Consider the following 21,979-nt stretch of genomic DNA (forward strand, 5'->3'; position numbering starts at 1 on the left):
ATGGAAGTTTTGACACATACCCGGCTGCAAACTCGGAAGAACTGCCCGAAAATGGACTACTGGCGCAACATTCGCGGGCTTGTCCCCATCCGGAAAAAGCAATCGCTCAACATCGGCGGTGCCTTTCATATTGGAATGGAGACGCGATCGGTTGAAAAGGCGGTCATGTACATGAGGAACAGTTCCGTTCCGGCCAACCAGGAAGAAGCGGAGGAACTGGAGCTCGCGGTTGCCATTGTAGAAGGCATGATTACGGGTGCCCTCCAGCGCTGGCCTCGCCTGGGCATCGAGAATTATCCGGAACAAAAATTCGAGGTTCCGATTTTCAACCCCGCAACCGGTTCCGCGTCAAAGTCATTCCGCCTCGGCGGGAAGACCGATGAACTACTGCGCCTGGAGGATGGCACATGGTGGCTGATGGAGTACAAAACAGCATCCCAAATAGGCCAGGCGTACATTGAGCGGCTGGATCTGGATAGTCAAATTACGACGTATATTCACGGCCTGCAGCTCAAGTATCCGGAGATAGTCATAAGCGGTGTTTTCTACCGCATTGCGAAAAAGCCGTCTATCCGGCAGACGAAAAAGGAGACATTCGAAGAGTTCCGGCAGCGCGTGATACGCGATTACCAGGAGCGCCCGGACTTCTATTTTTTCGAACAACAGCTCTATCGGTCGCAGAAGGATCTGCAGGAGTTTCGCGAGGAGCTATGGGGATTCACGCAGGAATACCTCTTCGCCAAGCGGAGCGGCATCCACTATAAAAATACGAGCCGCTGCACAGAATACGGCCGCTGCCCTTATATCGACTTGTGTCGGGGCGTAGAGGGAGCAGAGCATATGTTCCGGACTGCCGTACAAAACGAGGAATTACTGGATGAAGGGGATGAACAAGATGGCACAGCAAGTTAAATCGGCAGCATCGTCATTCTTGCCGACAGCACCAACGCCGAAAAAGGTACGCCTTGAGGATCAAAACATCCTCCTCTATGGGCCGCCGAAAATCGGAAAGTCTTCTTTTGCCGCTCAACTTGATATGCCGATTTTTGCAGCAACGGAAGACGGATTGCATGGCCTTGAAGTGTATCAAAAGCCGATCGGGGACTGGCTCACTTTTCTCCAGTTCTGCGCGGAAATAACCAAGGGGGAACATCCCTTCAAAAATATCGTCATCGACACAGCTGACAACTTGTTTAAATACTGCTCGCAGCATATGCGGGCGAAGCTCGGCATTATGCACGAATCAGATATGGAATGGGGGAAAGGTTGGTCGATCGTCAAGGATGAGTTTATGCGCGTCATTACTAAACTTGCCTCTCTCCCATATGGCTTGTTTTTGATAAGCCATGCAGAAGTTAAAGAGATTAAGACCCGGACTGAAAAATATGACAAATGGATGCCGACCATGCCCAAGCAGGGGTGGGAAGTAATCTATCCGTTCCTAGATATTATTCTTTTTGCCAACGTAGAGGAGACGGATGAGGGAGAACAGCGAGTGGTCCGGACCCGGGCGGGCAAGTATTGGGAAGCTGGTTGCCGGTTTGCGGTTCCGGAAGTTATGCCACTAGATTTCATTCAATTCAAAACACAATTCGAGGAGGCCGTTCAACATGACAACTAACTGGGAATCTCTACTCGCAACATTTGACCAACAATGGCAGGAAATCGAAGTCGATCCATCCGGGAATGTCCGCCTGCCAGACGGCAATTATCAAGTTTCTTTAGATTCGACGCTGATCGAGAAGAGCAAGGATGGCAGTAAGGTATTGTGGAAAATCACGTTCAAGGTGCTGACTGGTTCACAAAATGCTGGCAAGTTGATTTTTTACACTAGCGTGCTCAACGATGCGGAGCGGCTCCAATACATCAAACAGGACTGCTACCGACTAGGCTTCCCGATTGCCAAACTTTCCGACCTGCCGAAACAATTCGAGCGGATGCTTGACATAAAGGTAGAAGTCCAACTCAAAACTAAGGGAGAATACCAAAACTGCTACATTCAGAAGCGTCTGGGCGACGTAGAGAGTGGAGCGCAGCACCAGCCGAATCATGGCACGCGCAGCCAGGGAGCCCGCAGCGGACGGCCGACGCCGCCGAACGTGTCCAGACAGGGAGATCCATTTGCTGACGATGGCAGACCTATCAATATATCCGAAGATGACATCCCGTTTTAAAAGGGGGGGCTGAACTGTGAACCTGGAAGGCATGAACCCGGCACAGATTGAGGCAACGACTCATGTTGATGGTCCGTGCTGTGTGATTGCGGGGGCAGGCTCGGGAAAAACCCGAGTCCTAACCCACCGCATAGGCTACCTGATTGAGCAGGGCATACCGTCGGAAAGCATTCTAGCCTGTACATTCACGAAAAAGGCAGCTGGCGAGATGGCAGAGCGCCTGGAACCGCTGGTAGGGCCTGAAGCTGATCTGCTTAACCTGGGGACTATCCATTCCATGTGTTACCGCATTCTTCGCGAAGAGTGGCGACACACAGGGGAATCATACGAGCTCCTCAACGATTACTGGCAGAAACGATTTATCAAGGACATCCTGGCCCCCGCCGGCCCGAAGAATCCAGACGGTATGAATTGGGGATACGATGTCAGCGCCGCCCTGAGCTTCATCGGCGGCCGGAAAAATGAGCTTGTGACTCCCGAGATGTTCCGGAAGTCCATCAATTACGAAGTCGAGGATGCGGCTCGCCTGGCTCGGCTCTATGAGCTCTACGAAGCCCGAAAGGAACGAGAAGGACGCATTGACTTCGATGATATGCTAACCCGCTGCTACTACCTTCTGGCCGAGAATCCGGCGATTCTGACCAAGTACCAGCAGCGTTACAAATATATCCTGGTTGACGAGTTTCAAGACACGAACCGAGCGCAATGGGAGATTATCCGAATGCTGGCCGCGCCAGAAAATAATCTGTTCGTCGTCGGCGATGACTGGCAATCGATATACGGCTTCCGTGGCGCGCGGCCGGAATATATCGTCCACTTTGAAAAGTGGTATCCGGATGCGAAGATCGTCGTCCTGGACACAAATTATCGCTGTAATGAGCAGATTATCAGCATTAGCAATGCAGTTATCCAGCACAACACCGACCAATACCCGAAGACGGTCCTGGCACATCGAGGAGCCGGCCAGCTCCCTACGATGTTCAATGCGTCAGATGAGGAGCACGAGGCTGATCTAGTCATCCGCGAGATGCAAGCGCTGATGGCTGCCGGTAAGAAGCCGGGGGAAATTGCGGTCCTGTACCGGACCAATGCGCAGAGCCGCGCCTATGAGGATAAGCTTGTTCGCGCGAATATCCCGTATACCATCATCGGGAGCGCGGGTTTCTACAGCCGCAAAGAGGTTAGAGACATGATCTCCTACCTGCAGGTTATAAACAATCCTGCAGCGTCTGATGAGGCAATCAAGCGCGTCCTGAACGTCCCTAGCCGCTTCCTGGGTCGCGCACTCATAAACGATGTCGAGACCTACTCCATTCAGCACGGGTTGAGCTTCTGGGAGGCACTACAGACGGCCCCAGGGCTCCGGCCGTACCAGCGGAAGGGTATCAGCGAGTTTGTGGACGTCATCCAGTATGCGGGCCGTTATGGCTCGTCGCCAGCGGAGCTTATCCAACTGATTCGGGAAGCCACGGAATACGACGACTGGATCCGGCGTGAGGACGGTGACGATGACGGTGAGAGTGCACGGATTGAGAACCTGAATGAGCTTCAATCCGCCGCTTCTCGGTATCGTGAGCTGGACGAGTTTTTGAACTTTGTTGAAATGATGTGCAGCCGCTCAGCAACGACGGACGACGATCCGGACCGTGTGCAGCTCATGACGATTCACAGGTCAAAGGGACTGGAGTTCCCGGCGGTCTTTCTGGTGGGCCTTAATAATGGCCTGCTGCCGCATAAAAAATCGATTGAATATGCGGATGGCCTTGTTATCCCGTCTTCTTGCGCGGAGGAACGCCGGCTATGCTACGTCGGCATGACTCGGGCGAAGGATCTACTTTACCTTAGCCACATGGAGAGCTACCAGGGGCGCAGTATGGACCCGTCAATCTTCCTAGAGGAAATGCACCAACGTAAAGCGATATAGGCGGGGAGGTTGGATTGATTGAAAGAAGCCTATTATTTTTCGCATGATTCCAATGCTCGCCAGGATCCTAAAATCCTAGCCATGCGAAGCGTCTACAGCTCGGAAGGATATGGTTGGTATTGGATCATTATCGAGATGTTACGAGAACAGGCTGATTACCGGATTGAGCTTACAAAGTACGTATGGAATGCGTTAGCAATGCAAATGCAATGCGATAGCACTACGGCGAAAAACTTTGTAGATGAATGCATAAATGAGTTTCATTTACTGCATTCGGACGGTCAATTTTTTTGGAGTGAGTCTCTAATTCGGCGGATGGGCGCGAAGGAAGAAAAATCGGAAAAAGCCAAGAAAGCAGCTCAAGCAAGATGGGCAAAAACCGCGTCAAATCAAGGCCCGATGCAATCGCAATGCGAACGCAATGCAGATGCAATGCAAGTATCCGAAGGCAGCAATGCCATAAAGGAAAGGAAAGAAGAAGAAAGGAAAGTAAAGAAAAAGAAAGGAGAGGAAAAGAAAGAGGAGCATGAGGCATCGCCGCCCTCTTCTCCTCCCTCCTCCCACTCTCTCTTTGAAGAGGAGCAACTTGTTTCGGACTACTATCGCGACATTATCGCCGAACTGCACAAAGTAAAAGGCTACCCAGCAGACTTGCAGAAAGATGTCGAGTTTATCCAGGCCTTGGAGGAAGGATACCCGACCGTTGAGTTGCTTGCGGAAGCGCGCAAGTGGAGAATATACAAGCTCGAAAAGCCGCTGGAGGCAAAGAGCAACGCGCGCTCGCAATTTAGGACCTGGGTAAGCAAAGCAGCGCAATGGCAGAAAGAACGCGATCAGAAGCGAGAGGAGCAAGAGGCGGACTATACCCCACCGTATTGGCAAAAGTGGCAGCCTGATGAGGAGGGGCAATGATGACCGAACGAATTCCGCATGACATGGATGCCGAGCAAAGTGTGATCGGGATCCTGATTTCTGAGATTGCCGAAGGCAAGACCGAGCTGGTTTACGACACGGCGGATCAACTTCAGCCGGAGGATTTTTATGTGCCGGCTCACAAAGTGATCTTTGAAAATCTCATAGAGCTTGTAGAATCCGGGCAGCCCGCCGACTTTGTTACGCTGGCGACTCGAGTCGGTGAGGACAAGGCATTTTCAGGAGAAAGGCCGATCGCATACCTGACCGACCTTTCCCGCTCCGTTGCGAGCGTCCGCACGCTGCCGCAACATATCCAGCGAGTCCGCGACGAGTCGGCCCGCCGGCGCATGATATCCCTGGGGAATTATTTGATTCGCAAGGCAACGGAACAAGGGGTTCCGCTTGCGGAAGTGCTTGATCAGGCCGAACGGAAGGTCATGACACTCTCCCAGGGGCTTGTCACGGAAAAGAAGTCGTTGGAGTCCATCGCGGATTCGGCGCAGGAGCGTTGGGACTACCTGTACAAGACCAAGGACGATCCGAACGTCCTGGGCGTTGAAACGGGATTCGTGGACTTGGATCGCATGCTCGGCGGAGTCATGCCGGAATATATCTTGTTGGCGGCGCGGCCGTCGATGGGAAAGACGGCCTTCAGCCTGCAAGTAGCGGAGAATGTCGCTCGGCTGGGCCGTGGAGCTGTTGGATACTGCAGCCTGGAGATGGCGACGGCATCGCTGGTGGACCGCTCCATATCGGCGCAGAGCCATATTGACCAGGTCCGGATCCGTCGGCGCGAGCTGTCCGAGGAAGAATGGGAGCGCGGCGCGCAGGCGGTTACGCATATCGCTGAGCTGCAGTTGTACATCGACGATGCGGTTACGACGACGAATGAAATCCGATCCTTCGCCCGCCGGCTGAAACGGGAATACGGGCTGGCGATGATCGTTATCGACTACCTGCAGCTTATCGCCGACAAGCCGGAGCGCGGCCAGAACAGTCAAAACGATATTGTTTCGGCAATAAGCCGCCGACTCAAGCAGCTGACAAAGGAATTAGGCTGCCCCTTCGTCGTCCTCTCCCAGTTGAACCGCTCAACGGAAAAGCGCGGCGACCATCGGCCTATGCTCTCTGACTTGCGGGACAGCGGATCCTTGGAACAGGACGCCGATCAGGTCTGGTTTATTCACAGGCCGGACTATTACAATCCCCGCGATAAGCCGGGCACAGCAGAATTGATTATCGCTAAAAACCGTAACGGCCCGGTAGGAACCGTTGAGCTGGCCTTCGTTCGTCAATATGCCAAGTTCGGCAACCTGGCACAACCGGAGGAAGGGGGATCGCGTGGTCAACAGCAGCAGCGGCCGCAGCAGTACCGCAAGCAGCAATCCAAGCGGCGACGCTGGGAGCAGGAATGAACTGCGCGGAACATGGTACCCGACTGATATCGTTTCCCGCGTCCGGATTCCCTTCCTGGCGACAGAAGCGAATTTTCAAAATCGGGGTCTGTATCCGGTCAGGATTGGCATCGGAAGTAAACAGCATTTATTCGGGGAAGCTGCCCCGCATTATCAAGAAATCGAGTTGCAGCCTGGCGAGGTTGTCCGGCAGTTCAAGCTGCAGCAGCCGGGCTGCGACTTTTGGATAAAAGCTTCAAAGCGTGTATCTCGAATTTATTTTTTACTCATAGGAGCGTGATTGAAATGGCAGCATCATTTCAAGATTCGCCAGACGTGGAACAGCTGGTGAAAAAGCTGATTGAGAAAAACAAAGAGTTCAAACACCTGCAGGGTGCCAAAATCATTGGCCGCTTTCGCTTCGGCACATGGAATTCGAAGGGCAAGATTACGCTGGGCCAGGCCAAAGTATTAACGCCATTTGAACGCTACGAAATCGACGCGGAGCTGGCCGTTATCGTCAACGGAGAGGTATGGGAGCACTTGGACAATAAACAGCGTGAAGCGCTCGTATATCACGAGCTATGCCACTTTGAAGAAATGACAGATGCCAATGGCTCGCCGAAGATGGACGACAACAAGCGGCCAATGTTCAAGATTGCTGGCCACGACCTGGAAGAGTTCTCTTCCGTTGTCCGCAAGTATGGGCTTTGGATGCCGGATACGCGTAAATTAGTCCAGGCGGCGAAAGGAAGGCGAGCAGCTGGAAATAGACTTCGAAAAGCCAACGCTTCATGCAGTGGGTGAATGACCATGATCCGGATTGTCGTTCCGGGCCGCCCGCTTTCAAAGTCAAATTTCCGGACACACAACCCGAAGACGGGCAAACGGTATGCCCCGGGAGCCTTTGAAAAGTATGATGCCTACGAGCAGGCCATAGCTTGGGCATGCGTTGCTGCTTACCGTGGCCCGCAGATCCAGGAGCTGACGATCACGGTGCTTCGTTTCTTCCTCCAGGATCGGCGGGCGCTTCCGGACATAAACAACCTCCCGAAGTCCATCTGTGACGGGATTGAGAAATCCGGAATCATCCAAAACGATAAGCTGCTTCGCCCTATGGTCCTGGATGGATATTACTTCGATAAGGCGAAGCCGAGGGTTGAGATAGAGCTATACCCGGCGAGCCGGTACGAATTAGTGTATTCGGTGAGAGAACGATAGGGGAGGTGATCCCTTGGAAGTCTATAACCCTCATCTTGGTTATGAAGCAGACGTGATTCAAAATAACATGGGCCTGGTCCACAGTGTTGCGAATAAATTCCGCGGAGTGCTTGGGAACGGACTGGACTATGAGGATCTCGTGTCCGTCGGAACCTTGGGGCTCATCATGGCCTTTCGGAACTTTGACGGTAGGGTAAACGCGTTTTCAACCTATGCAATCCCTATGATTAGGTGGGAGATTCAGAGATTTTTACGTGATAAGCGTTACTCTGTTCGGGTTCCAAGGAAAATTCAAGAGTGTCTATCCAGCATTCGTAAGCAAGGATGGGCCAATGATTCAATCGAGGATATCACTAGAAAGAGCGAATGGCATCCGGAAGAAATATCCGAAGCGTTGAAGCTTGTCAATGGTTGGTCTGTGGTGTCACTGAATCAAATGGTACCGACAACTGAAAATGAACTGACCCTGTTGGATATGTTGCCGACCATGGAAGACTTTTCGAGAATCGACGTGAATGAATTTTTGTCACAACTGACCGCCAGTGAAAGAACCGTAATTGAATTGCGGATGGAAGGTCACTCACAGCAACAGATTGCAGAGAAAATAAACAAATACCAAGTTGTAGTTTCACGGATATTAAAACGAATACGGGAAAAATTCGCGCAGTTTCAAGCTGGAACATTATCCAAGGAGGAAACGGCTATGAGAGAAACGTCTGCTGCCATTGAATGGTTTGTGGATGAAAAGGCAATGAGCAATCCGACGATCGGGCTGAACAAAACAGGGATTTATTTCAATCGCCGAGCAGCTCACATGCTGGGGTGCAAAATTGGTCAATGTGTACGCGTTGGGTTCGATGGATCGAAGAAACGGCTAATTATCCAGGTTGGAGACAACGGGCTCAAACTCCGAAAGGGGAATGATAGCGGCGGCCTTGCGATCGTCAATGAACGGCTTGTCAACTGGCTGGAACAGAAAAAAATAGCTCGGAAGCGTTACGTTCTTCATCGAGGCACAGACGCTTACTACATCGAGTTGGAACGCCATGCGTGACCCTATCTTTGACGACATCCCTTGGGACATCATCACGGATGAGGCTGGACGAGTGATAGGCACCGTTTATATATTGCTGCCGGATCCGCCACCGAGGCGGCGACAGAAGGAGCGGCGGGGACGCATCACGCCATCAAACCGAACGTATATTCGAGAAAATGGAGGTATGCAGTATGGGAACACCAATTCCAAACCGGGAAAATGAGGTTAAGTCAGCCGGACACGGGCCAGTTGTTCCGTACACGCTTCCGCCGGAGGAGCTGGAACGGTATCGGGCCATGCCAGCTCCGGACGGAAAGGATAAAATGTCGGTGGGGGCACGAATCGCTAAAGCCAACGAAGAGCGAAAGAATAAAGCAGTTCAGGAAACAAAAGAAGCGAAAGTGAGCAAGGAAGAATATTTAAAGCTACGGGCCCAGGGGAAGACGCATGATGAGATTGAGCGAACGCTGGGCCTGAGCAAAGGCACTTTGTCAGCCTACTGGCTGCGCAAGTGGGACTTGAAGGGGATTACTCCGGAGAAGGCCAGGCTACTGCTTGAGAAGGCGGAAGGCCGAACACCTACCCCCATCGTCGGTGGAGAGCCTCAAGCAGATCCGCTGGATGTGTTCCTAGAGGCGAACAATGACCTGCAGTCCTGGAAGCAACTGTGTGACAGCCAGGCTGAGTGCATTCTTGAGCAAAGTAATCGAATCATGGACTATGAAAGCGAGCTCGCACGCTGGGTGCAGGTAGACGCGGACAATCGGCAGCGCATCGCCGAGCTGGAAGAGCTGAATCAGCGGCTGAAGAAGAACGCGGCCCCTATGGCTCAAAATCCGGAGCATGACCCAGTGGTGCGGCCATCCCATTACACCGTCGGCGGTATCGAGACGATCGAGATTATCCGGGCCAAGCTAACGGCGGAGGAATTCCGCGGTTATTGCAAGGGTAACGTACTCAAATACGTTTGCCGGGAGCGCTGGAAGGGCGGCGACGAAGACTTGCGGAAAACCCAGAAATATATCGAGTTTGTGTTGGGAGAACGGGAGGATGAAGACGATGAAAATTGAAAACGGGATTGTCTGTGTGCGTGGGGACGAAATGGAAGAGTTTATGAAATGGGCAAAAGAACAGCTTGATTACGAGGCCATGAGTTTTAAGCAAGCGGTCGAAAAGTTTCTGGCGGAACAGGCGGAGCAAGAACAAACAATGAGCGACTTGCGGTTCTGTTACAGAATCAGCGAAGAGGCTAAAATGGCACATGATGAATACGGGAATCCCGCTGAATGCTTTTCACAAATAAAGCTTAGCGATTGCAAGAATCCTCCTGAAGACTATAATGCAGCACATAAGAAAATGGGTGTCTCATTGGCGAAGGAGATAGGCATAAGTCCCGAATGGGTTATTCCAATCAGTGAAGAAGAGTACGACGCTGAAATGGACGAGGAGGGCGAAGAGGATGAATGACCTCGGCGAGCGATTCGAGCGACTGGAAGAGGTCCTACGGCGTCCGCTGACAAAATTGGAGCGGAGTAAGCTGGAACAACTAGAGCGTCCTGCCCTACAGGACAGCGGAGTCGTGGATAACTTGCTAGGGGATATGCTGGCGGCGATTGAACGGATTCATTCCCAATTGGCGGATGTGACATTTATGGTTTTCGTCGCCCATGATTATTTGCAAGTTGGTCAAGCACGAGCAGCGGCAGCGCTTGCCGAGCTTCGGAGGGCAATGGATCGCGTACAGGAATAATCATGCTGGAGGTGTGCCATGAAACATGTAGAACAGCAAGTCATTGAGCAACTGACCGGGTACCGGGACATTGTGGGCCGCCTCCGCGTCCTGGAGACGTACAGCGTGGGGAACGGGATCACCGTGTCCCGGCTCAACGAAGATGACCACCTGCAGGAGCTGCACCGCAAGCTGAGAGGGTTACCTTCGTACATGTACCTCACAGCGCGAGAACAGCGCCTAGAATCAATTGCACATGCCTATCTGACAGATTACCCTGCCGGAACCAGAAAACAGCGTCAGGCGGTCTCTGAGTGCTTCTCAAGCGACGTGGAGGATCGGAGGCTCTTGAAAGAGTTGCAGAAGAAGATTCAAAAAGTCATCGAGGCGCGGACCGGAACGCCGGAGGGTTATGAGGCGATTCTGGCGCAACTGAGCGAGTATCAGGACTTGGTGGCGGAAAAGCGGAGGATCGATACGGTGCTGGATGCGATGAAGGGGCAGCAACCTCACTATGCCGAACTTCTCCGACTGAGATATATTAAGGGGCTGCCGGCAATAGAGGTTGCCGAGGAATTAGGGATCGTAAGGCGTACATTTGACCGATGGAGACAACGGGCCATTGATAAATACAGCAAGTTAAGCGGCATTTCCTAAACATGTCGCATTCGTGTCGCATTTATGTCGCATTTGTGTCGCATCAATGTCCCACATAGACCAAACTTGACATGCTAAAATGATATCGTCGGAAGAATTAGAGATGTGGTCGCGGCCCTACTTTCAGTCACATTAGGCGGCCGCATCTCTTTCCGGCAATATGCCGGTGTAGCTCAGTGGCAGCGCCGGTACAATGCACGGGTGTGGTGCAGTTTGGTAGCACGCTTGCCTTGGGAGCAAGAGGCCGCAGGTTCGAGTCCTGCCATTCGTATTAGCAGACAAGTCGCTGATTATTCAGCGGCTTTTTATTTTTCAAAGGAGAGTGGGAAAGCAGTGAATTGCAAGTGCAACAAATGCAAGTATGAATTTGATATAGACATTTAAAGCCGCGTCCTTTACGAAGACGTGGAAGAGATGTATTTCACTTGCCCTAGCTGTTCGGAGCATTACAGCATTACGGTTTCCGATACTAATATTCGCAAAAAGATAAAGCAGATCCAGAAGGCTACAGCCCGTGGTGATGTAAACCGTATGAAGAAGCTCAAGCGCCAAGTGGATAAGATGGTTGCGGATCTTAAAGAAGAGGTTCAGCGCTGGCGTGAAGAAAGGGAGGCGAAAGTAAGGTGATTCTACCGAAGCATGACGAGATGTTTATGGTTCCTGGCGCGTATCGGACATCTCACAACGCGGAGCTGAAGCGTCGGCGAGACATGGAACGCAGGATTCGGGCATCCTTCTTGGGAGGGTGAATTTGGTAGAAATTGGTAAACGGGTCCTTCCGGAGGGGGTGGGGGGTATGCGGGTACTCGCGACCCCGAAATCCGGCCGAGTATGAAATTTTTAAATCCTTGTGCATGTGCATGTTAGGAGGTGTATTGCGTTGGATGTTTCCAAGCTATTTAAAGTTATAGATGGAAAAGTATGTATTTCGTCGGCTGGCATTAAAACGGTTTTGGGGATTCACCGGAATACGCTTCAAAACTACGTAAAGCAAGGATTGGAGCGAGAACAAATTGGATGGTATCAACTCCTATCGGTGATTCAGTTCATGGCCGAAAAAAAAGGAGCTTCAGCAGGTGACGGTGAAGAGTCGCTTGCACAAATGAAGCTCAGGTACGAGGCACTGCTCAAAAAGGAACAGTCCGAGGCGGCTACATTGAAAAATGAGGTTGAACGAGGCGAGTACATCCGGCGGACTGATGCCGTAGGTGATATGCAACGCTTTTTTGTTACGTTGCGTCGAAGTTTGACCGGAGTCAGCCGGAAAATAGCGACGGAGGTTGCGCCATACGTAACACCGGAGCAAGCCCGGCAGATCGAACAAAATATAGCGGATGTCGTACATGGGGTATTGCTCCAGATGTCCGTCAGGGGGGTATACGATGCGAAAAAAGCAAGTAAATGAAGTAGTAGAAGACGTTGCGCGGTGGATAATCGAAGCCGCCGCTGTCCTTCGACCGCCCGAAAAGCTTACCGTGTCCGAGTGGGCAGATCGGCATCGTGTATTGGATAGCAAGACATCCGCCGAGCCCGGCCAGTGGAGTACAGACCGCACGCCGTACTTGCGCGGTATCATGGACGCGCTGAACGATTACCGCGTCGAGGAGATCGTTTTTGTCAAGCCAACGCAGGTAGGCGGAACGGAGACGTTAAACAATATGCTCGGCTACATCGTTGCGCAGGATCCGGATCCGGTACTGATCGTCTATCCTACTCTGGAGTTGGCCGAATACACGTCAAAAAACCGGCTGGTCCCAATGATCCAGCTTAGCCCGGCGACCGCCGAAAAGTACCGGGCGGACGACAGTAAGATCCTTGAGCTACAGTTGGACGGCATGTATGCAGTCTTAGCCGGCGCGAACAGCCCGGCTTCGCTCGCCTCCCGACCGATTCGGTATTTGCTCATGGATGAAGTGGACAAATTCCCGAAAAACGCCGGCAAAGAAGCGGATCCGCGCGCGTTGGCGCGGGAACGGACGCGGACGTTTAACTTCAACCGGAAAATCATCCAGACATCGACGCCGACGGTCCGATCCGGACCCATTTGGAGCGCTCATGAAGGATGCGCGGTCAAGCTGGAATATTACGTCCCTTGCCCTCATTGCGGCCATTACCAGACGTTCGTTTTCAAACGGCGGGAAACTGGCGGCGGGATTGTCTACGACAATTCAAAGACACCAGATGAGGTCCGGCTGACCGCCTATTACGAGTGTGAGGAGTGCCAGGGCATTATCCAGGATCGACACAAGCCGGCTATGCTACGGGCGGGCGAATGGCGGGACGAAAACGGCAAGTTTACGCTGGCCGGCAAGACATCGTTCCGGCTCAACGCCATTTACAGCCCGTGGCTGCGCTTCGGGGATATTGCCTATGAGTTCCTGACCAGTAAGAGCGAGCCGGAACTGCTGCAGAACTTTATTAACAGTTGGCTTGCGGAGCCTTGGGAACAAACGACAGTACGGATGAACAGCTCCGAGCTGACCAAGCGCTCCAGCGGTTATGACGATGGCATTGTACCGCCGGGCGCGCTGCTGCTGACTGGCGGCGTGGATGTGCAGAAAGACCGGTTTTACTACACTATCCGCGCCTGGGGCGAGCGCATGACGTCTTGGAATGTCCGGCACGGTTTCTGCGAGACCTGGGACGAGATCGAGGAGGTGATGAATCTCCCGTACTACACACCGGACGGAGTAGAGTTTTTTGTCGCCCTGTGCGGTATCGACTCAGGTTACAACGCGGATGACACTTATAGCTTCTGCGCGCTCAACAGCGAGTGGGCCGTGGCGGTCAAAGGGGCGTCTGGCGCTGTTAAAGGAAAATTCAGCTTGACCACACTTGATCGGATCGAACGTAATCTGTTCGGGATCCGGCTTTTTATGTTGGACACGGGCTACTACAAGGACTTTATTTCCAACCGCATCAACCGGCCAACGGAACAGCCGGGGGCCTGGCTTGTATATGAGGGGTGCGACGAGGCTTACACCGCCCAAGTGACGGCGGAACACAAGGTCAAGAAGAAGGCCGGGAACAAGACGATCGAAGTTTGGGAGAAAAAGACGACAAGCGCTGATAACCACTATCTGGACTGTGAGGTTTACGCGGCGTTCGCGGCCGATTACCTGGGAGTTCGGTACCTAAAGCGGATGCCTTCCCCGCCTTCCCCGCCTGAATTGGCAGTGCAGACTGCCCGGCCGCCGGTCCATAAAAGCAGTTGGATACGAGGAGGGTGACGACCAATGAATGACGAGAAAAAGCAGCTTCTCCGGGAGCGACTGAAACGGATCAACGAGGCGATCGACGCTATCATGTTCGGCGGCCAGGAATACACGATCGATAATCGCCGGCTGCGCCGGGCGGACTTGGGAACACTTCTCGTTGAGCGCGATCGCATCGAGCGCGAGCTGGCGATTGTCGAAAATGACGGCATCTTTACGGCCGCGGTCTTTTGGAGGAGGTGATAATGAACATGAATCGACTAGATAGGGCCATTGCCGCCGTGTCCCCGCGCTGGGCATACAAGCGCGCTGCCTGGCGGCGGGGAATGGCCGTATTTGATTCCGGGAGTGTCGATCGGCTCTCGCTCAACTGGAACCCGGCCACGGGCTGGGATGAGCAGCGCGTGAGGATGGAGCGCGAGCGGATCCGGGCCCGCGCGCAAGACATGGAGCGGAACAGCGACATCGGCAAGGCCATCCTTGCGGCTTTCCAGCGCGGAGTCATCGGCGAAGGCCTGGCGCTGCAATCAAAGGCGGAGGGCGGCGCGGCCGAAACGATTACGCGCCTGTGGAAAGAGTGGACGAAAGCTGAAAATTGTGATGTCACAGCCTCCCAGGACTTTACGGAGCAGTTGGAGACTATTCTTACCCGCCGGATTGTGGATGGCGGGATTTTTATTGTCAAGGTGTACACCGAGGATAAAAGATTTCCGTTTAAGCTGCAGCTACGCACCGTGGATGAGCTTGACACCACGAGCGGCACGTTCGGCATCGAATCGACGAATAAAAACGAGATCATTGACGGTGTTGAGATCGACTCATATGGCAAACATGTCGCCTACCACTTCAAAAAGTACAAGGGGACGTTACAGGTTCAAGGGGAGTCTGTCCGGATAAAGGCGGAAGACGTAATTTTCTGGCACCACAAGTCAGATCCGCGTCAGGTCCGGGAGATTTCCGAGCTGGCGACGGCCCTGAACCGGGTTAAGGACGTGAACGAATTTTTGGAGGCCGTGAATATAAAGGAGCGTGTACTTGCTTGTCTCGGTGTCTTCATCAAGAAGGCCCTTCCGGCGGGACCGGCTGGCCGTCTGAACAACATGATCAAGCCAGTCGAGGGGAGATATGACGGCATGTCGCTTGAGCCCGGCATGATTGGTGAGCTCAACCCGGGGGATGAGGTCCAGACGGTCATACCGTCCGGACAGTCCTCAAATACCGCGCAGCACGTCACGACCATGTTGCGCCTCATTGGGGCCAGTGTTGGGCTGAGCTATGAGGCAGTCAGCCGCGACCTGGGCAATGTGACATACTCCAGTGCACGTCAAGGTGTCGTAGAGGATCGCAAGACGTACAAGCGATATATCCGATCTTTGGTAAACCGGGTTCTGACACCGATTTTTCACGAATTTATTGCGTCGCAGATCCTTGTCGGTGCATTGCCGGCACCGCCGAAAGCGGATATTGAGTCGATCGCCAAGCATGTATGGATTCCGTCGGGCTCCGCATGGATAGATCCGATGCGGGAAGTCGCGGCGAACAAAATCGCGCTTGAGACCAGTCAAACCACCTTGGCGCGCATCTGCGCAGAAAACGGGGAGGACTGGCGGGAAGTCATCGAGCAGCGCGCTGCCGAGCGGCTGCTTGAACAGGAAATGATGAAAGGAGGAACTGAAGGTGTCAAAAAATCGAATTCCGGCGGTGCTGCATAGAAACGGGCTGAAAACAGGAGAACTGACACGCGCATGGAGCATCGACGGATCGACGATCAACGAAGAGGAACGCACCGTCGAACTGTCTTTCAGCTCTGAAGAGCCTTACCGGCGATGGTTCGGCAATGAGATTCTGAGCCATGACGCGGGCGCTGTAGATTTGTCCAGGCTCCAGGAGGTCGGCGTTCTTCTCTTTTCCCACGGCCGTGATGCCCGATATGGCCGAATGCCGATCGGGACCATAGAAAAGGCCTGGACAGACTCAAATACACGAAAAGCCCGCGCCCTTGTGCGCTTTGACGATGATGAGGATTCGGAAAAAGTCTTTCGGAAAGTCGTCAAAGGCGTCATTAAGGGCGTTTCTGTTGGTTACAACGTGACCAACTGGGAGGAAGTAAAGGCGGGCGCGACATCCGCGAACGGCCGCCACCAGGGACCGGCATACGTCGCCCTGAAGTGGCAGCCATTTGAAATCAGTATCGAGCCAACGCCCGCCGATCCTACGGTTGGTGTGGGTAGAAGCGCTGAGCCAACGCCAGCACCACAAATAAACGAAGGAGATGACATGAATATGCCAGGATTGAAACATGTTGCCCTTGCGGCACAAGGACTTGCACATGCACCAGATACAGGAGGAGCGCCAGGCACAACGTCAGGGCCTGCCCCAGCTACTGAGCCAGTAGCTCGTTCAACGGAGCCGGATGCGGCCGCACTTGCCCGCGCAGCGGAGGCAGAACGGGCCCGAACGACGGAGATCATGGACTTGTGCCGCACCTTTTCCGTCGAGCCGGACGAGTATATCCGGAGCGGTGCACAGGTATCCGCCGTAAAAGATGCGATTTTAGAGCAGCTACGCGCTGCCAGACAGCCGCAAACGCCTGCCTTGGGCACGATTCATGTGACAGCTGAGGAGACTGACAAAATCCGCGCAGCGGCTTCTGACGGTTTGCTGCTTCGCGCTGGCGTAGCTGTAGCGCAGCCGGCACCAGGTGCGAACGAATTCCGAGGCATGAGCCTTCGTGACATTGCGATCGACTGCGCTACCCGAGCTGGCGTGGTAAATGCGCACCGTATGGACGACAGGGAACTGCTCAAGACGGTGCTGCAGCGTGATGGAGATAAAATGTTCCCCGATAGCACGTTTCAGGGTATCATGTCCAACGCCGTAGATAAATCGCTGTCGAATGCGTATCAAGAGGTACCGACCACGTTCCAGGCATGGACGTCGAAAGGGTCGAACAGCGACTTCAAGGCCGCCGAGCACTACCGCATTTCGGAGGCTGGCGAGCTGGAGATCACAAAACAGAATGAATCGATCCCGTATGACGAAGCGATGAAAGATGAAAAGGTTACAAAGTCGGTGCTGACATATTCCAAGCGCTGGGGATTCACAAGGGAGGCCTTCATAAATGACGATTTGTCCATGCTCAACCGCGTACCGCGCGCCTATGTCACAGCGGCCAAACGCGGGCTGAATCGTCTTGTGTACAAGATGCTGGCAACCAATCCGGTCATTTTTGACGGCAAGCCGCTGTTTGACGCAGCGCATAAAAACCTGGGAACCATCCTGGACGTGCCGAACGAAAAGACGATGAGCGAGGCGCGCACCGCGATGCGCCTCCAAAAGGCCATTCGAGGCCTGGCTACGCTGAACTTGACGCCGAAGTACATGCTGGTACCTGCCGCGTTGGAAACGGAGGCGATGAAGTTCATCTATTCGCCAACTGACATGACGCAAGGCAACAGCGCAGTAATCAACGTGTTCCGCAATGCAACTACGTTGATAGTTGATGCAGAGCTGGATGCGTACAGCCCATCGGCTTGGTATCTGTCGGCTGATCCGAGCACAGTAGACACAATCGAGGTCACTTACTTACGGGGCCGTGAAGAGCCGACACTTGAGACGCACGTTGCCTTTGACCGCCTCGGTATGGAGTTCCGCATTTACTTTGATTATGGTGTGACCGTCCTGGATTCCCGTGGCTTGTACAAAAACCCAGGTAAGGCAACCAGCGGCGACGGCCAATAAGGAGGAACGATATCATGGCAAAAAAAATGATTGCAAAGACACCGATCGGCTACGCCGGTCATCTGCTTTCCCCTGGTGACAATGTTCGCGAGTATATCCACGATCAATCATTCATTTCCTTGCTTTTGGAAAAGGGCCACGCGGCGGAAGTGGACGAGGAGTCGGCCGCCCCTGCCCCAGCAGAGGCACAGGAGCAGCCGGAAGAAGAGGCCCCGTCAGCAGACAAGCAGCCGGAGGAAGCTCCTACAGCAGAAACTCCGGAGAGAAAGCCGGAAGCACCGGCAACGGGCCGGAAGCGTGGCAAATGAAGAGCTTCAACGACTATTTGGCCGATGACTTGAGCATCTTCATCAATCCGGACGAGATGGGAGAAATGGCCGTTGTCGACGGAATGGAGTTGCGCGTGACTATCACGCACAACTCCATTGATGAGCGCAAGCGCCTAATCTCCAGAGGCGGCTATGACGGTCAACCGCAAGGCCTGTATCACGTCACGTTGACGATGTACGTCCGCCTGTCTGACCTGGGCTATGTCCCGGTGCGGGGCGATCTGATGGTCATCAATGGGCGGGAATATACCGTCATTGGGGCGGGCGAGGAAAAGGGCCTTGTCACGGTCCGATTGGAGCGAAACGGAAATGATTACATCTGATTCAAAGAATTTTAAAGAGGCTGCGATTGCCGTAAAAAAGCTGGCTCAAAATGCGCCAAAGGCAATCAACCGCGCTTTCGCACGAACCGGGCAGAGGGTGCAGACGGTAGCCGTGCAGGAAGTCCGGAAAGAATACATCATTCGCGCTGGTGATGTAAAAAAATACGGAAACCTGAAACTGACACAGCGAAATGACGAGATTGAGTTCAGGTCACGCGGCCGGAATATCCGGCTCATCCAATTCAAGACAACTCCGTCGCGGGTTGTCCAGCGCCGGCCGAAAGTGTTAAGGGCTGCGGTCAAGCGCGATGGCGGCAAGAAGCAGATTTCCGGCGCATTTGTACAGCATATGCGAAACGGAAGCCTAGGCGTTTTCCGCCGGAGAGGCAAACAGCGGTTACCAATCGAGCAGCTTTACGGTCCCGGTGTGCCGATCATGCTCAACTCGGCCAAGATCCGGGACAAGTTGCAGGATGAAATGACGAAGAAGCTCGAACAGCGTCTTGAACACGAGATGAATAGAGCTATGAAGGGGGCGGGGTTTAAATGACAGTTTCGCTTTTGGTTCACGCCCTGGCTGAGCACCTGCGCAGCCTCCTGGCGACGTACCACACGGCCCAGGGAGCGAAGGCGGGCGATATAGACGGCGAGTATAAGCCGGTGAATGTGTATGAATGGTACGTTCCCCTGCCGGATCAAAAGCGGAGGCAGTCGGACTATCCGTTTATTGAGATCCGGCCATACCACGGCAAGCGTACCGGTATTGATCGTCATGCGCTTGTTGAGCTGACTTTCGGCGTGTTTTCCCGGGCCGAAGAGGAGCCAGACGGATCAAAGAATGTGGGTGCAGGTGCGTATGCTCTCATGAACCTGATGGAGTACGTCGAGATTGAGTTGTTCCGGCAGCCGATCATCGGTGGCCGGTACCGGATCCGTCCGGATTACGAATGGACCATTCCGGAGGAACAACCCTATCCGTATTTCCTCAGCACGGCAATTACGGCGTGGGATCTCCCAAACATCATTAACGAAAAAGGAGCGATACAAGCATATGGCTGAATTTTTCCACGGCTCGCGGGTACGCGAGAAAGCGACACCAGTAACAGGCACGACGGCAAATACGTCGTTGCCTGTTTTTTTTGGTACGGCACCGATCGGCTCTGTAAATGAACCGGTTCGTGTGTCGTCAAAGGCGGAAGCTGCTGCTATATTCGGCTATTCGACCGACTTTGAGAGCTATACATTACATGAGGCGATGGAGAGTCATTTTACGCTGTACAAGCAGCGTGAGGCCATCCTGGTTAACGTGATGGATGTTTCCGAGGCCAAAAAGAGCAACACGGCGACGATTGACTTGTCTAAGTCAGTCACGGAGACATCGATCCTCTACCCTATCCTGGAGTCAGTCACATTGAAAGGCGCGGCTGAGCTTGAGAAAGGAAAGGATTACGAAGTCGAGCTGGACAACGAAGGCTACCTCGTGATTACGATTCCGGAAGGCTCGGCGGTGAAGCTACCGGCAACCGGCCTGACGCTCACCTGCGACATGCCTGACGTGAGCAAGGTCAAGCCGGCGGACATCATCGGCGGTATCCAGGGCGACACCCGGACGGGCTTAGAGCTCCTCGATGCTATGATGCCGCTGCTGGGTGACATACCTAAGCTTGTCCTGGCACCGAAGTTTAGCGCCGATCCGACGGTGGCCGACGCGATGGCCGCCAAAGCTCAAGGCATCAATGGCATTTTCAAGGCTGTTACGCTTGTTGACATCGACACCACGGCGGCGAAGACGATCGCGGCAGCGATCGACGGGAAAAAGGCGAACGACCCGGGCGTATATGTGTGCTGGCCGAAGGTGGTCCGCAATGGCCTGCAGTACCACATGAGCACGCACGTCGCGGGCATCATTGGTCAAATGGACTCGGACAATGGCGGTATTCCTACGGCGTCGCCGTCGAATCGCCAGATGGTGGCGGACGGCTGCGTATTGGCAGATGGCACGCCAATGCTTTTGGGGTTCGAGCAGGCCAACAAGCTCAATGCCCAGGGCATCGCGACGGCGATGCGTTTTGTTAACGGCTTCGTGTTGTGGGGTAATCGGACATCGGCTTACCCGGACAACAAAGACATGAAGGATAACATGCTCGCATCGAAACGAACCATGTTTTGGATAAACAACTTCGTGATCACTGACACCTTCCAGGACATCGATCGCCAGGTCAACCGGAATTTTATCCAGATGATCATTGATAAAATCAGCCTGAAATTTAATGGGCTTGTTTCCGCTGGCGCCATCCTGGGTGGTCGAATTGAGTACGACCCGGGGGAAAACCCTGAAGAGGACTTAATGAACGGCATTGTCAGATTCAAGCTCTTTGTCGGTTTGACACCGATCGCGGAAGCTATCGAGTTCACGCTGCAATTCGATACCAATTACCTCAAGGCATTGGCGTCCTAAAAAGGAGGGAAACAACATGCGCAATCAAATTGACGAAAAGCTGATTGAGTATAGCGTATTTAAAGATTCGGATCTGTATTTGGGGAGTGCTACGGTACAGCTGCCGAATATGCAGGGGATCACGACGCAGATCAAAGGCGCGGGTATCGGCGGGGAATTTGAGAGCATCACGCCTGGCTATTTCAGCTCCATGACAATGAGTCTCAAATGGCGCACCGCGCCGGAACCGGCATCGGTCATCCTCATGGAGCCCGTAGCGCACCTGATCACTTTCCGGGGCGTGATTCAGAGATTCGATAAAGCGGCAATTAATTACTTTGATGTTGGCAAAAAAATTACGGTCAAAGCGTTCACAAAGAACTTTGACATGGGTCAGGCAGACAATCTGGCAACGATGGATGCAAGCACAGAGCTTGAAGTCCTCTATATCAAGTCTGAAGAGGACGGAAAAGTGCTGTTTGAGGTTGACAAGTTGAATAATATATACGTCGTCAACGGCAAGGACTGGAGCGAGAACCGCCGCCGGATGCTGGGGCTGTAAGGGAGGTAATGAACGATGGCACAAGTATACAAGCTGAAAAAGCCCGTCACGTTTGAGGGAAAAGAATATACCGAATTGAATCTCGATTTTGACTCTTTAACAGGTCGAGACCTGATCAACGCAGAGCGGCAATATGTTCGTTCGGCACAGGGAAACGAACTCGCAAACCTAAAAGAGATCATGAAAGAAATGCAGGTCTACATTGCGGCTTTCGCCGCAAAATGCCCGCCTGAGCTGATCCTTTCCTTGGGGCTCAAAGACGTTGCGGAAATCACGCGGTTGGTACAGGTTTTTATCTTGGGGGACGAGTAGGGGATCAAGT

At 53.3% G+C, this 21,979-nt stretch carries 26 protein-coding genes and 1 tRNA gene; all 27 read left to right on the plus strand.

Annotated elements, in window-relative coordinates; genetic code table 11:
• The 27 genes from OCY70_RS04205 (at position 1) to OCY70_RS04335 (ending at position 21,969) form a co-directional block, all read left to right on the plus strand.
• Positions 1-912 carry a PD-(D/E)XK nuclease family protein gene (locus OCY70_RS04205; RefSeq protein WP_261944599.1) on the plus strand — a complete coding sequence of 304 codons (912 nt, stop codon included), beginning with the start codon at positions 1-3 and terminating at the stop codon, positions 910-912.
• Positions 896-1,621 carry an ATP-binding protein gene (locus OCY70_RS04210; RefSeq protein ID WP_213431356.1) on the plus strand — a complete coding sequence of 242 codons (726 nt, stop codon included), beginning with the start codon at positions 896-898 and terminating at the stop codon, positions 1,619-1,621. Before OCY70_RS04205 ends, OCY70_RS04210 begins: the two co-directional genes overlap by 17 nt.
• A complete protein-coding gene (locus OCY70_RS04215; RefSeq protein ID WP_213431357.1) occupies positions 1,611-2,174 on the plus strand; it encodes a DUF669 domain-containing protein in 564 nt (187 codons plus the stop codon). The genes OCY70_RS04210 and OCY70_RS04215 overlap by 11 nt, the downstream gene beginning before the upstream one ends.
• 16 nt (positions 2,175-2,190) lie before the next feature.
• Positions 2,191-4,098: an ATP-dependent helicase gene (locus OCY70_RS04220; RefSeq protein WP_261944600.1), complete on the plus strand. Its 1,908-nt coding sequence runs from the start codon at positions 2,191-2,193 to the stop codon at positions 4,096-4,098.
• An 18-nt stretch (positions 4,099-4,116) separates the two neighbouring features.
• Positions 4,117-5,010: a DUF4373 domain-containing protein gene (locus OCY70_RS04225; RefSeq protein ID WP_261944601.1), complete on the plus strand. Its 894-nt coding sequence runs from the start codon at positions 4,117-4,119 to the stop codon at positions 5,008-5,010.
• A complete protein-coding gene (dnaB, locus tag OCY70_RS04230) occupies positions 5,010-6,428 on the plus strand; it encodes a replicative DNA helicase (RefSeq protein ID WP_261944602.1) in 1,419 nt (472 codons plus the stop codon). The genes OCY70_RS04225 and dnaB overlap by 1 nt, the downstream gene beginning before the upstream one ends.
• Positions 6,429-6,713: 285 nt before the next feature.
• Complete coding sequence (locus OCY70_RS04235) at positions 6,714-7,214, plus strand: putative metallopeptidase (RefSeq protein ID WP_261948745.1); 501 nt, start codon at positions 6,714-6,716, stop codon at positions 7,212-7,214.
• Positions 7,215-7,220: 6 nt separating this feature from the next.
• Positions 7,221-7,628: a RusA family crossover junction endodeoxyribonuclease gene (locus OCY70_RS04240; protein ID WP_261944603.1), complete on the plus strand. Its 408-nt coding sequence runs from the start codon at positions 7,221-7,223 to the stop codon at positions 7,626-7,628.
• Between the two features lie 13 nt (positions 7,629-7,641).
• Complete coding sequence (locus tag OCY70_RS04245) at positions 7,642-8,682, plus strand: sigma-70 family RNA polymerase sigma factor (RefSeq protein WP_261944604.1); 1,041 nt, start codon at positions 7,642-7,644, stop codon at positions 8,680-8,682.
• Positions 8,683-8,855: 173 nt separating this feature from the next.
• Complete coding sequence (locus tag OCY70_RS04250; RefSeq protein WP_249725701.1) at positions 8,856-9,734, plus strand: DUF3310 domain-containing protein; 879 nt, start codon at positions 8,856-8,858, stop codon at positions 9,732-9,734.
• On the plus strand, positions 9,715-10,131 hold the full coding sequence (locus OCY70_RS04255) for a hypothetical protein (protein WP_261944605.1): 417 nt from the start codon (positions 9,715-9,717) through the stop codon (positions 10,129-10,131). Before OCY70_RS04250 ends, OCY70_RS04255 begins: the two co-directional genes overlap by 20 nt.
• Positions 10,124-10,414 (plus strand): hypothetical protein, encoded by a 291-nt coding sequence (locus OCY70_RS04260; RefSeq protein WP_261944606.1) that lies wholly within the window; start codon positions 10,124-10,126, stop codon positions 10,412-10,414. The genes OCY70_RS04255 and OCY70_RS04260 overlap by 8 nt, the downstream gene beginning before the upstream one ends.
• Before the next feature lie 18 nt (positions 10,415-10,432).
• The gene (locus tag OCY70_RS04265) at positions 10,433-11,050 is read left to right on the plus strand and encodes a helix-turn-helix domain-containing protein (protein WP_261944607.1); all 618 of its coding nucleotides are present in this window, start codon (positions 10,433-10,435) and stop codon (positions 11,048-11,050) included.
• Between the two features lie 197 nt (positions 11,051-11,247).
• Positions 11,248-11,321 (plus strand) — tRNA-Pro (locus tag OCY70_RS04270).
• A 134-nt stretch (positions 11,322-11,455) separates the two neighbouring features.
• On the plus strand, positions 11,456-11,677 hold the full coding sequence (locus OCY70_RS04275) for a hypothetical protein (protein WP_261948746.1): 222 nt from the start codon (positions 11,456-11,458) through the stop codon (positions 11,675-11,677).
• 253 nt (positions 11,678-11,930) lie between these two features.
• The gene (locus OCY70_RS04280) at positions 11,931-12,455 is read left to right on the plus strand and encodes a hypothetical protein (RefSeq protein ID WP_261944608.1); all 525 of its coding nucleotides are present in this window, start codon (positions 11,931-11,933) and stop codon (positions 12,453-12,455) included.
• Positions 12,433-14,280, plus strand: coding sequence for a phage terminase large subunit family protein (locus OCY70_RS04285; RefSeq protein ID WP_249725666.1), 1,848 nt, complete (start codon positions 12,433-12,435; stop codon positions 14,278-14,280). The genes OCY70_RS04280 and OCY70_RS04285 overlap by 23 nt, the downstream gene beginning before the upstream one ends.
• Positions 14,281-14,286: 6 nt before the next feature.
• Positions 14,287-14,508: a hypothetical protein gene (locus OCY70_RS04290; protein ID WP_213431638.1), complete on the plus strand. Its 222-nt coding sequence runs from the start codon at positions 14,287-14,289 to the stop codon at positions 14,506-14,508.
• 8 nt (positions 14,509-14,516) lie between these two features.
• Positions 14,517-15,977 carry a phage portal protein gene (locus tag OCY70_RS04295; protein ID WP_261948747.1) on the plus strand — a complete coding sequence of 487 codons (1,461 nt, stop codon included), beginning with the start codon at positions 14,517-14,519 and terminating at the stop codon, positions 15,975-15,977.
• Positions 15,943-18,006, plus strand: a complete 2,064-nt coding sequence (locus OCY70_RS04300) for a prohead protease/major capsid protein fusion protein (RefSeq protein ID WP_261944735.1) — start codon at positions 15,943-15,945, stop codon at positions 18,004-18,006. The genes OCY70_RS04295 and OCY70_RS04300 overlap by 35 nt, the downstream gene beginning before the upstream one ends.
• A 14-nt stretch (positions 18,007-18,020) precedes the next feature.
• The gene (locus OCY70_RS04305; RefSeq protein WP_213431463.1) at positions 18,021-18,314 is read left to right on the plus strand and encodes a hypothetical protein; all 294 of its coding nucleotides are present in this window, start codon (positions 18,021-18,023) and stop codon (positions 18,312-18,314) included.
• Positions 18,311-18,658, plus strand: a complete 348-nt coding sequence (locus tag OCY70_RS04310; protein WP_213431576.1) for a hypothetical protein — start codon at positions 18,311-18,313, stop codon at positions 18,656-18,658. Before OCY70_RS04305 ends, OCY70_RS04310 begins: the two co-directional genes overlap by 4 nt.
• The gene (locus OCY70_RS04315; protein WP_261944734.1) at positions 18,645-19,208 is read left to right on the plus strand and encodes a phage tail protein; all 564 of its coding nucleotides are present in this window, start codon (positions 18,645-18,647) and stop codon (positions 19,206-19,208) included. The genes OCY70_RS04310 and OCY70_RS04315 overlap by 14 nt, the downstream gene beginning before the upstream one ends.
• Positions 19,205-19,717: a hypothetical protein gene (locus tag OCY70_RS04320; protein WP_261944733.1), complete on the plus strand. Its 513-nt coding sequence runs from the start codon at positions 19,205-19,207 to the stop codon at positions 19,715-19,717. The genes OCY70_RS04315 and OCY70_RS04320 overlap by 4 nt, the downstream gene beginning before the upstream one ends.
• Positions 19,710-21,116: a phage tail sheath subtilisin-like domain-containing protein gene (locus OCY70_RS04325; RefSeq protein WP_261944732.1), complete on the plus strand. Its 1,407-nt coding sequence runs from the start codon at positions 19,710-19,712 to the stop codon at positions 21,114-21,116. The genes OCY70_RS04320 and OCY70_RS04325 overlap by 8 nt, the downstream gene beginning before the upstream one ends.
• Before the next feature lie 16 nt (positions 21,117-21,132).
• Positions 21,133-21,657, plus strand: coding sequence for a phage major tail tube protein (locus tag OCY70_RS04330; protein WP_213431420.1), 525 nt, complete (start codon positions 21,133-21,135; stop codon positions 21,655-21,657).
• A gap of 15 nt (positions 21,658-21,672) precedes the next feature.
• Complete coding sequence (locus tag OCY70_RS04335; protein WP_213431421.1) at positions 21,673-21,969, plus strand: phage tail assembly protein; 297 nt, start codon at positions 21,673-21,675, stop codon at positions 21,967-21,969.
• The last annotated feature ends 10 nt before the right edge of the window (positions 21,970-21,979 follow it).

Origin of the sequence: Paenibacillus melissococcoides, from assembly GCA_944800085.1 — a bacterium.
In the GTDB taxonomy this organism is placed as follows: Bacteria; Bacillota; Bacilli; order Paenibacillales; family Paenibacillaceae; genus Paenibacillus_B; species Paenibacillus_B melissococcoides.

Excerpts from the sequence above, each read along its gene's own strand:
- OCY70_RS04205 (WP_261944599.1), top strand. The coding sequence starts at position 1 with ATGGAAGTTTTGACACATACCCGGCTGCAAACTCGGAAGAACTGCCCG.
- OCY70_RS04210 (WP_213431356.1), top strand. The coding sequence starts at position 896 with ATGGCACAGCAAGTTAAATCGGCAGCATCGTCATTCTTGCCGACAGCA.
- OCY70_RS04215 (WP_213431357.1), top strand. The coding sequence starts at position 1,611 with ATGACAACTAACTGGGAATCTCTACTCGCAACATTTGACCAACAATGG.
- dnaB (WP_261944602.1), top strand. The coding sequence starts at position 5,010 with ATGACCGAACGAATTCCGCATGACATGGATGCCGAGCAAAGTGTGATC.
- OCY70_RS04235 (WP_261948745.1), top strand. The coding sequence starts at position 6,714 with ATGGCAGCATCATTTCAAGATTCGCCAGACGTGGAACAGCTGGTGAAA.
- OCY70_RS04240 (WP_261944603.1), top strand. The coding sequence starts at position 7,221 with ATGATCCGGATTGTCGTTCCGGGCCGCCCGCTTTCAAAGTCAAATTTC.
- OCY70_RS04250 (WP_249725701.1), top strand. The coding sequence starts at position 8,856 with ATGGGAACACCAATTCCAAACCGGGAAAATGAGGTTAAGTCAGCCGGA.
- OCY70_RS04255 (WP_261944605.1), top strand. The coding sequence starts at position 9,715 with ATGAAGACGATGAAAATTGAAAACGGGATTGTCTGTGTGCGTGGGGAC.
- OCY70_RS04260 (WP_261944606.1), top strand. The coding sequence starts at position 10,124 with ATGAATGACCTCGGCGAGCGATTCGAGCGACTGGAAGAGGTCCTACGG.
- OCY70_RS04265 (WP_261944607.1), top strand. The coding sequence starts at position 10,433 with ATGAAACATGTAGAACAGCAAGTCATTGAGCAACTGACCGGGTACCGG.
- OCY70_RS04285 (WP_249725666.1), top strand. The coding sequence starts at position 12,433 with ATGCGAAAAAAGCAAGTAAATGAAGTAGTAGAAGACGTTGCGCGGTGG.
- OCY70_RS04290 (WP_213431638.1), top strand. The coding sequence starts at position 14,287 with ATGAATGACGAGAAAAAGCAGCTTCTCCGGGAGCGACTGAAACGGATC.
- OCY70_RS04295 (WP_261948747.1), top strand. The coding sequence starts at position 14,517 with ATGAATCGACTAGATAGGGCCATTGCCGCCGTGTCCCCGCGCTGGGCA.
- OCY70_RS04305 (WP_213431463.1), top strand. The coding sequence starts at position 18,021 with ATGGCAAAAAAAATGATTGCAAAGACACCGATCGGCTACGCCGGTCAT.
- OCY70_RS04310 (WP_213431576.1), top strand. The coding sequence starts at position 18,311 with ATGAAGAGCTTCAACGACTATTTGGCCGATGACTTGAGCATCTTCATC.
- OCY70_RS04315 (WP_261944734.1), top strand. The coding sequence starts at position 18,645 with ATGATTACATCTGATTCAAAGAATTTTAAAGAGGCTGCGATTGCCGTA.
- OCY70_RS04320 (WP_261944733.1), top strand. The coding sequence starts at position 19,205 with ATGACAGTTTCGCTTTTGGTTCACGCCCTGGCTGAGCACCTGCGCAGC.
- OCY70_RS04325 (WP_261944732.1), top strand. The coding sequence starts at position 19,710 with ATGGCTGAATTTTTCCACGGCTCGCGGGTACGCGAGAAAGCGACACCA.
- OCY70_RS04330 (WP_213431420.1), top strand. The coding sequence starts at position 21,133 with ATGCGCAATCAAATTGACGAAAAGCTGATTGAGTATAGCGTATTTAAA.
- OCY70_RS04335 (WP_213431421.1), top strand. The coding sequence starts at position 21,673 with ATGGCACAAGTATACAAGCTGAAAAAGCCCGTCACGTTTGAGGGAAAA.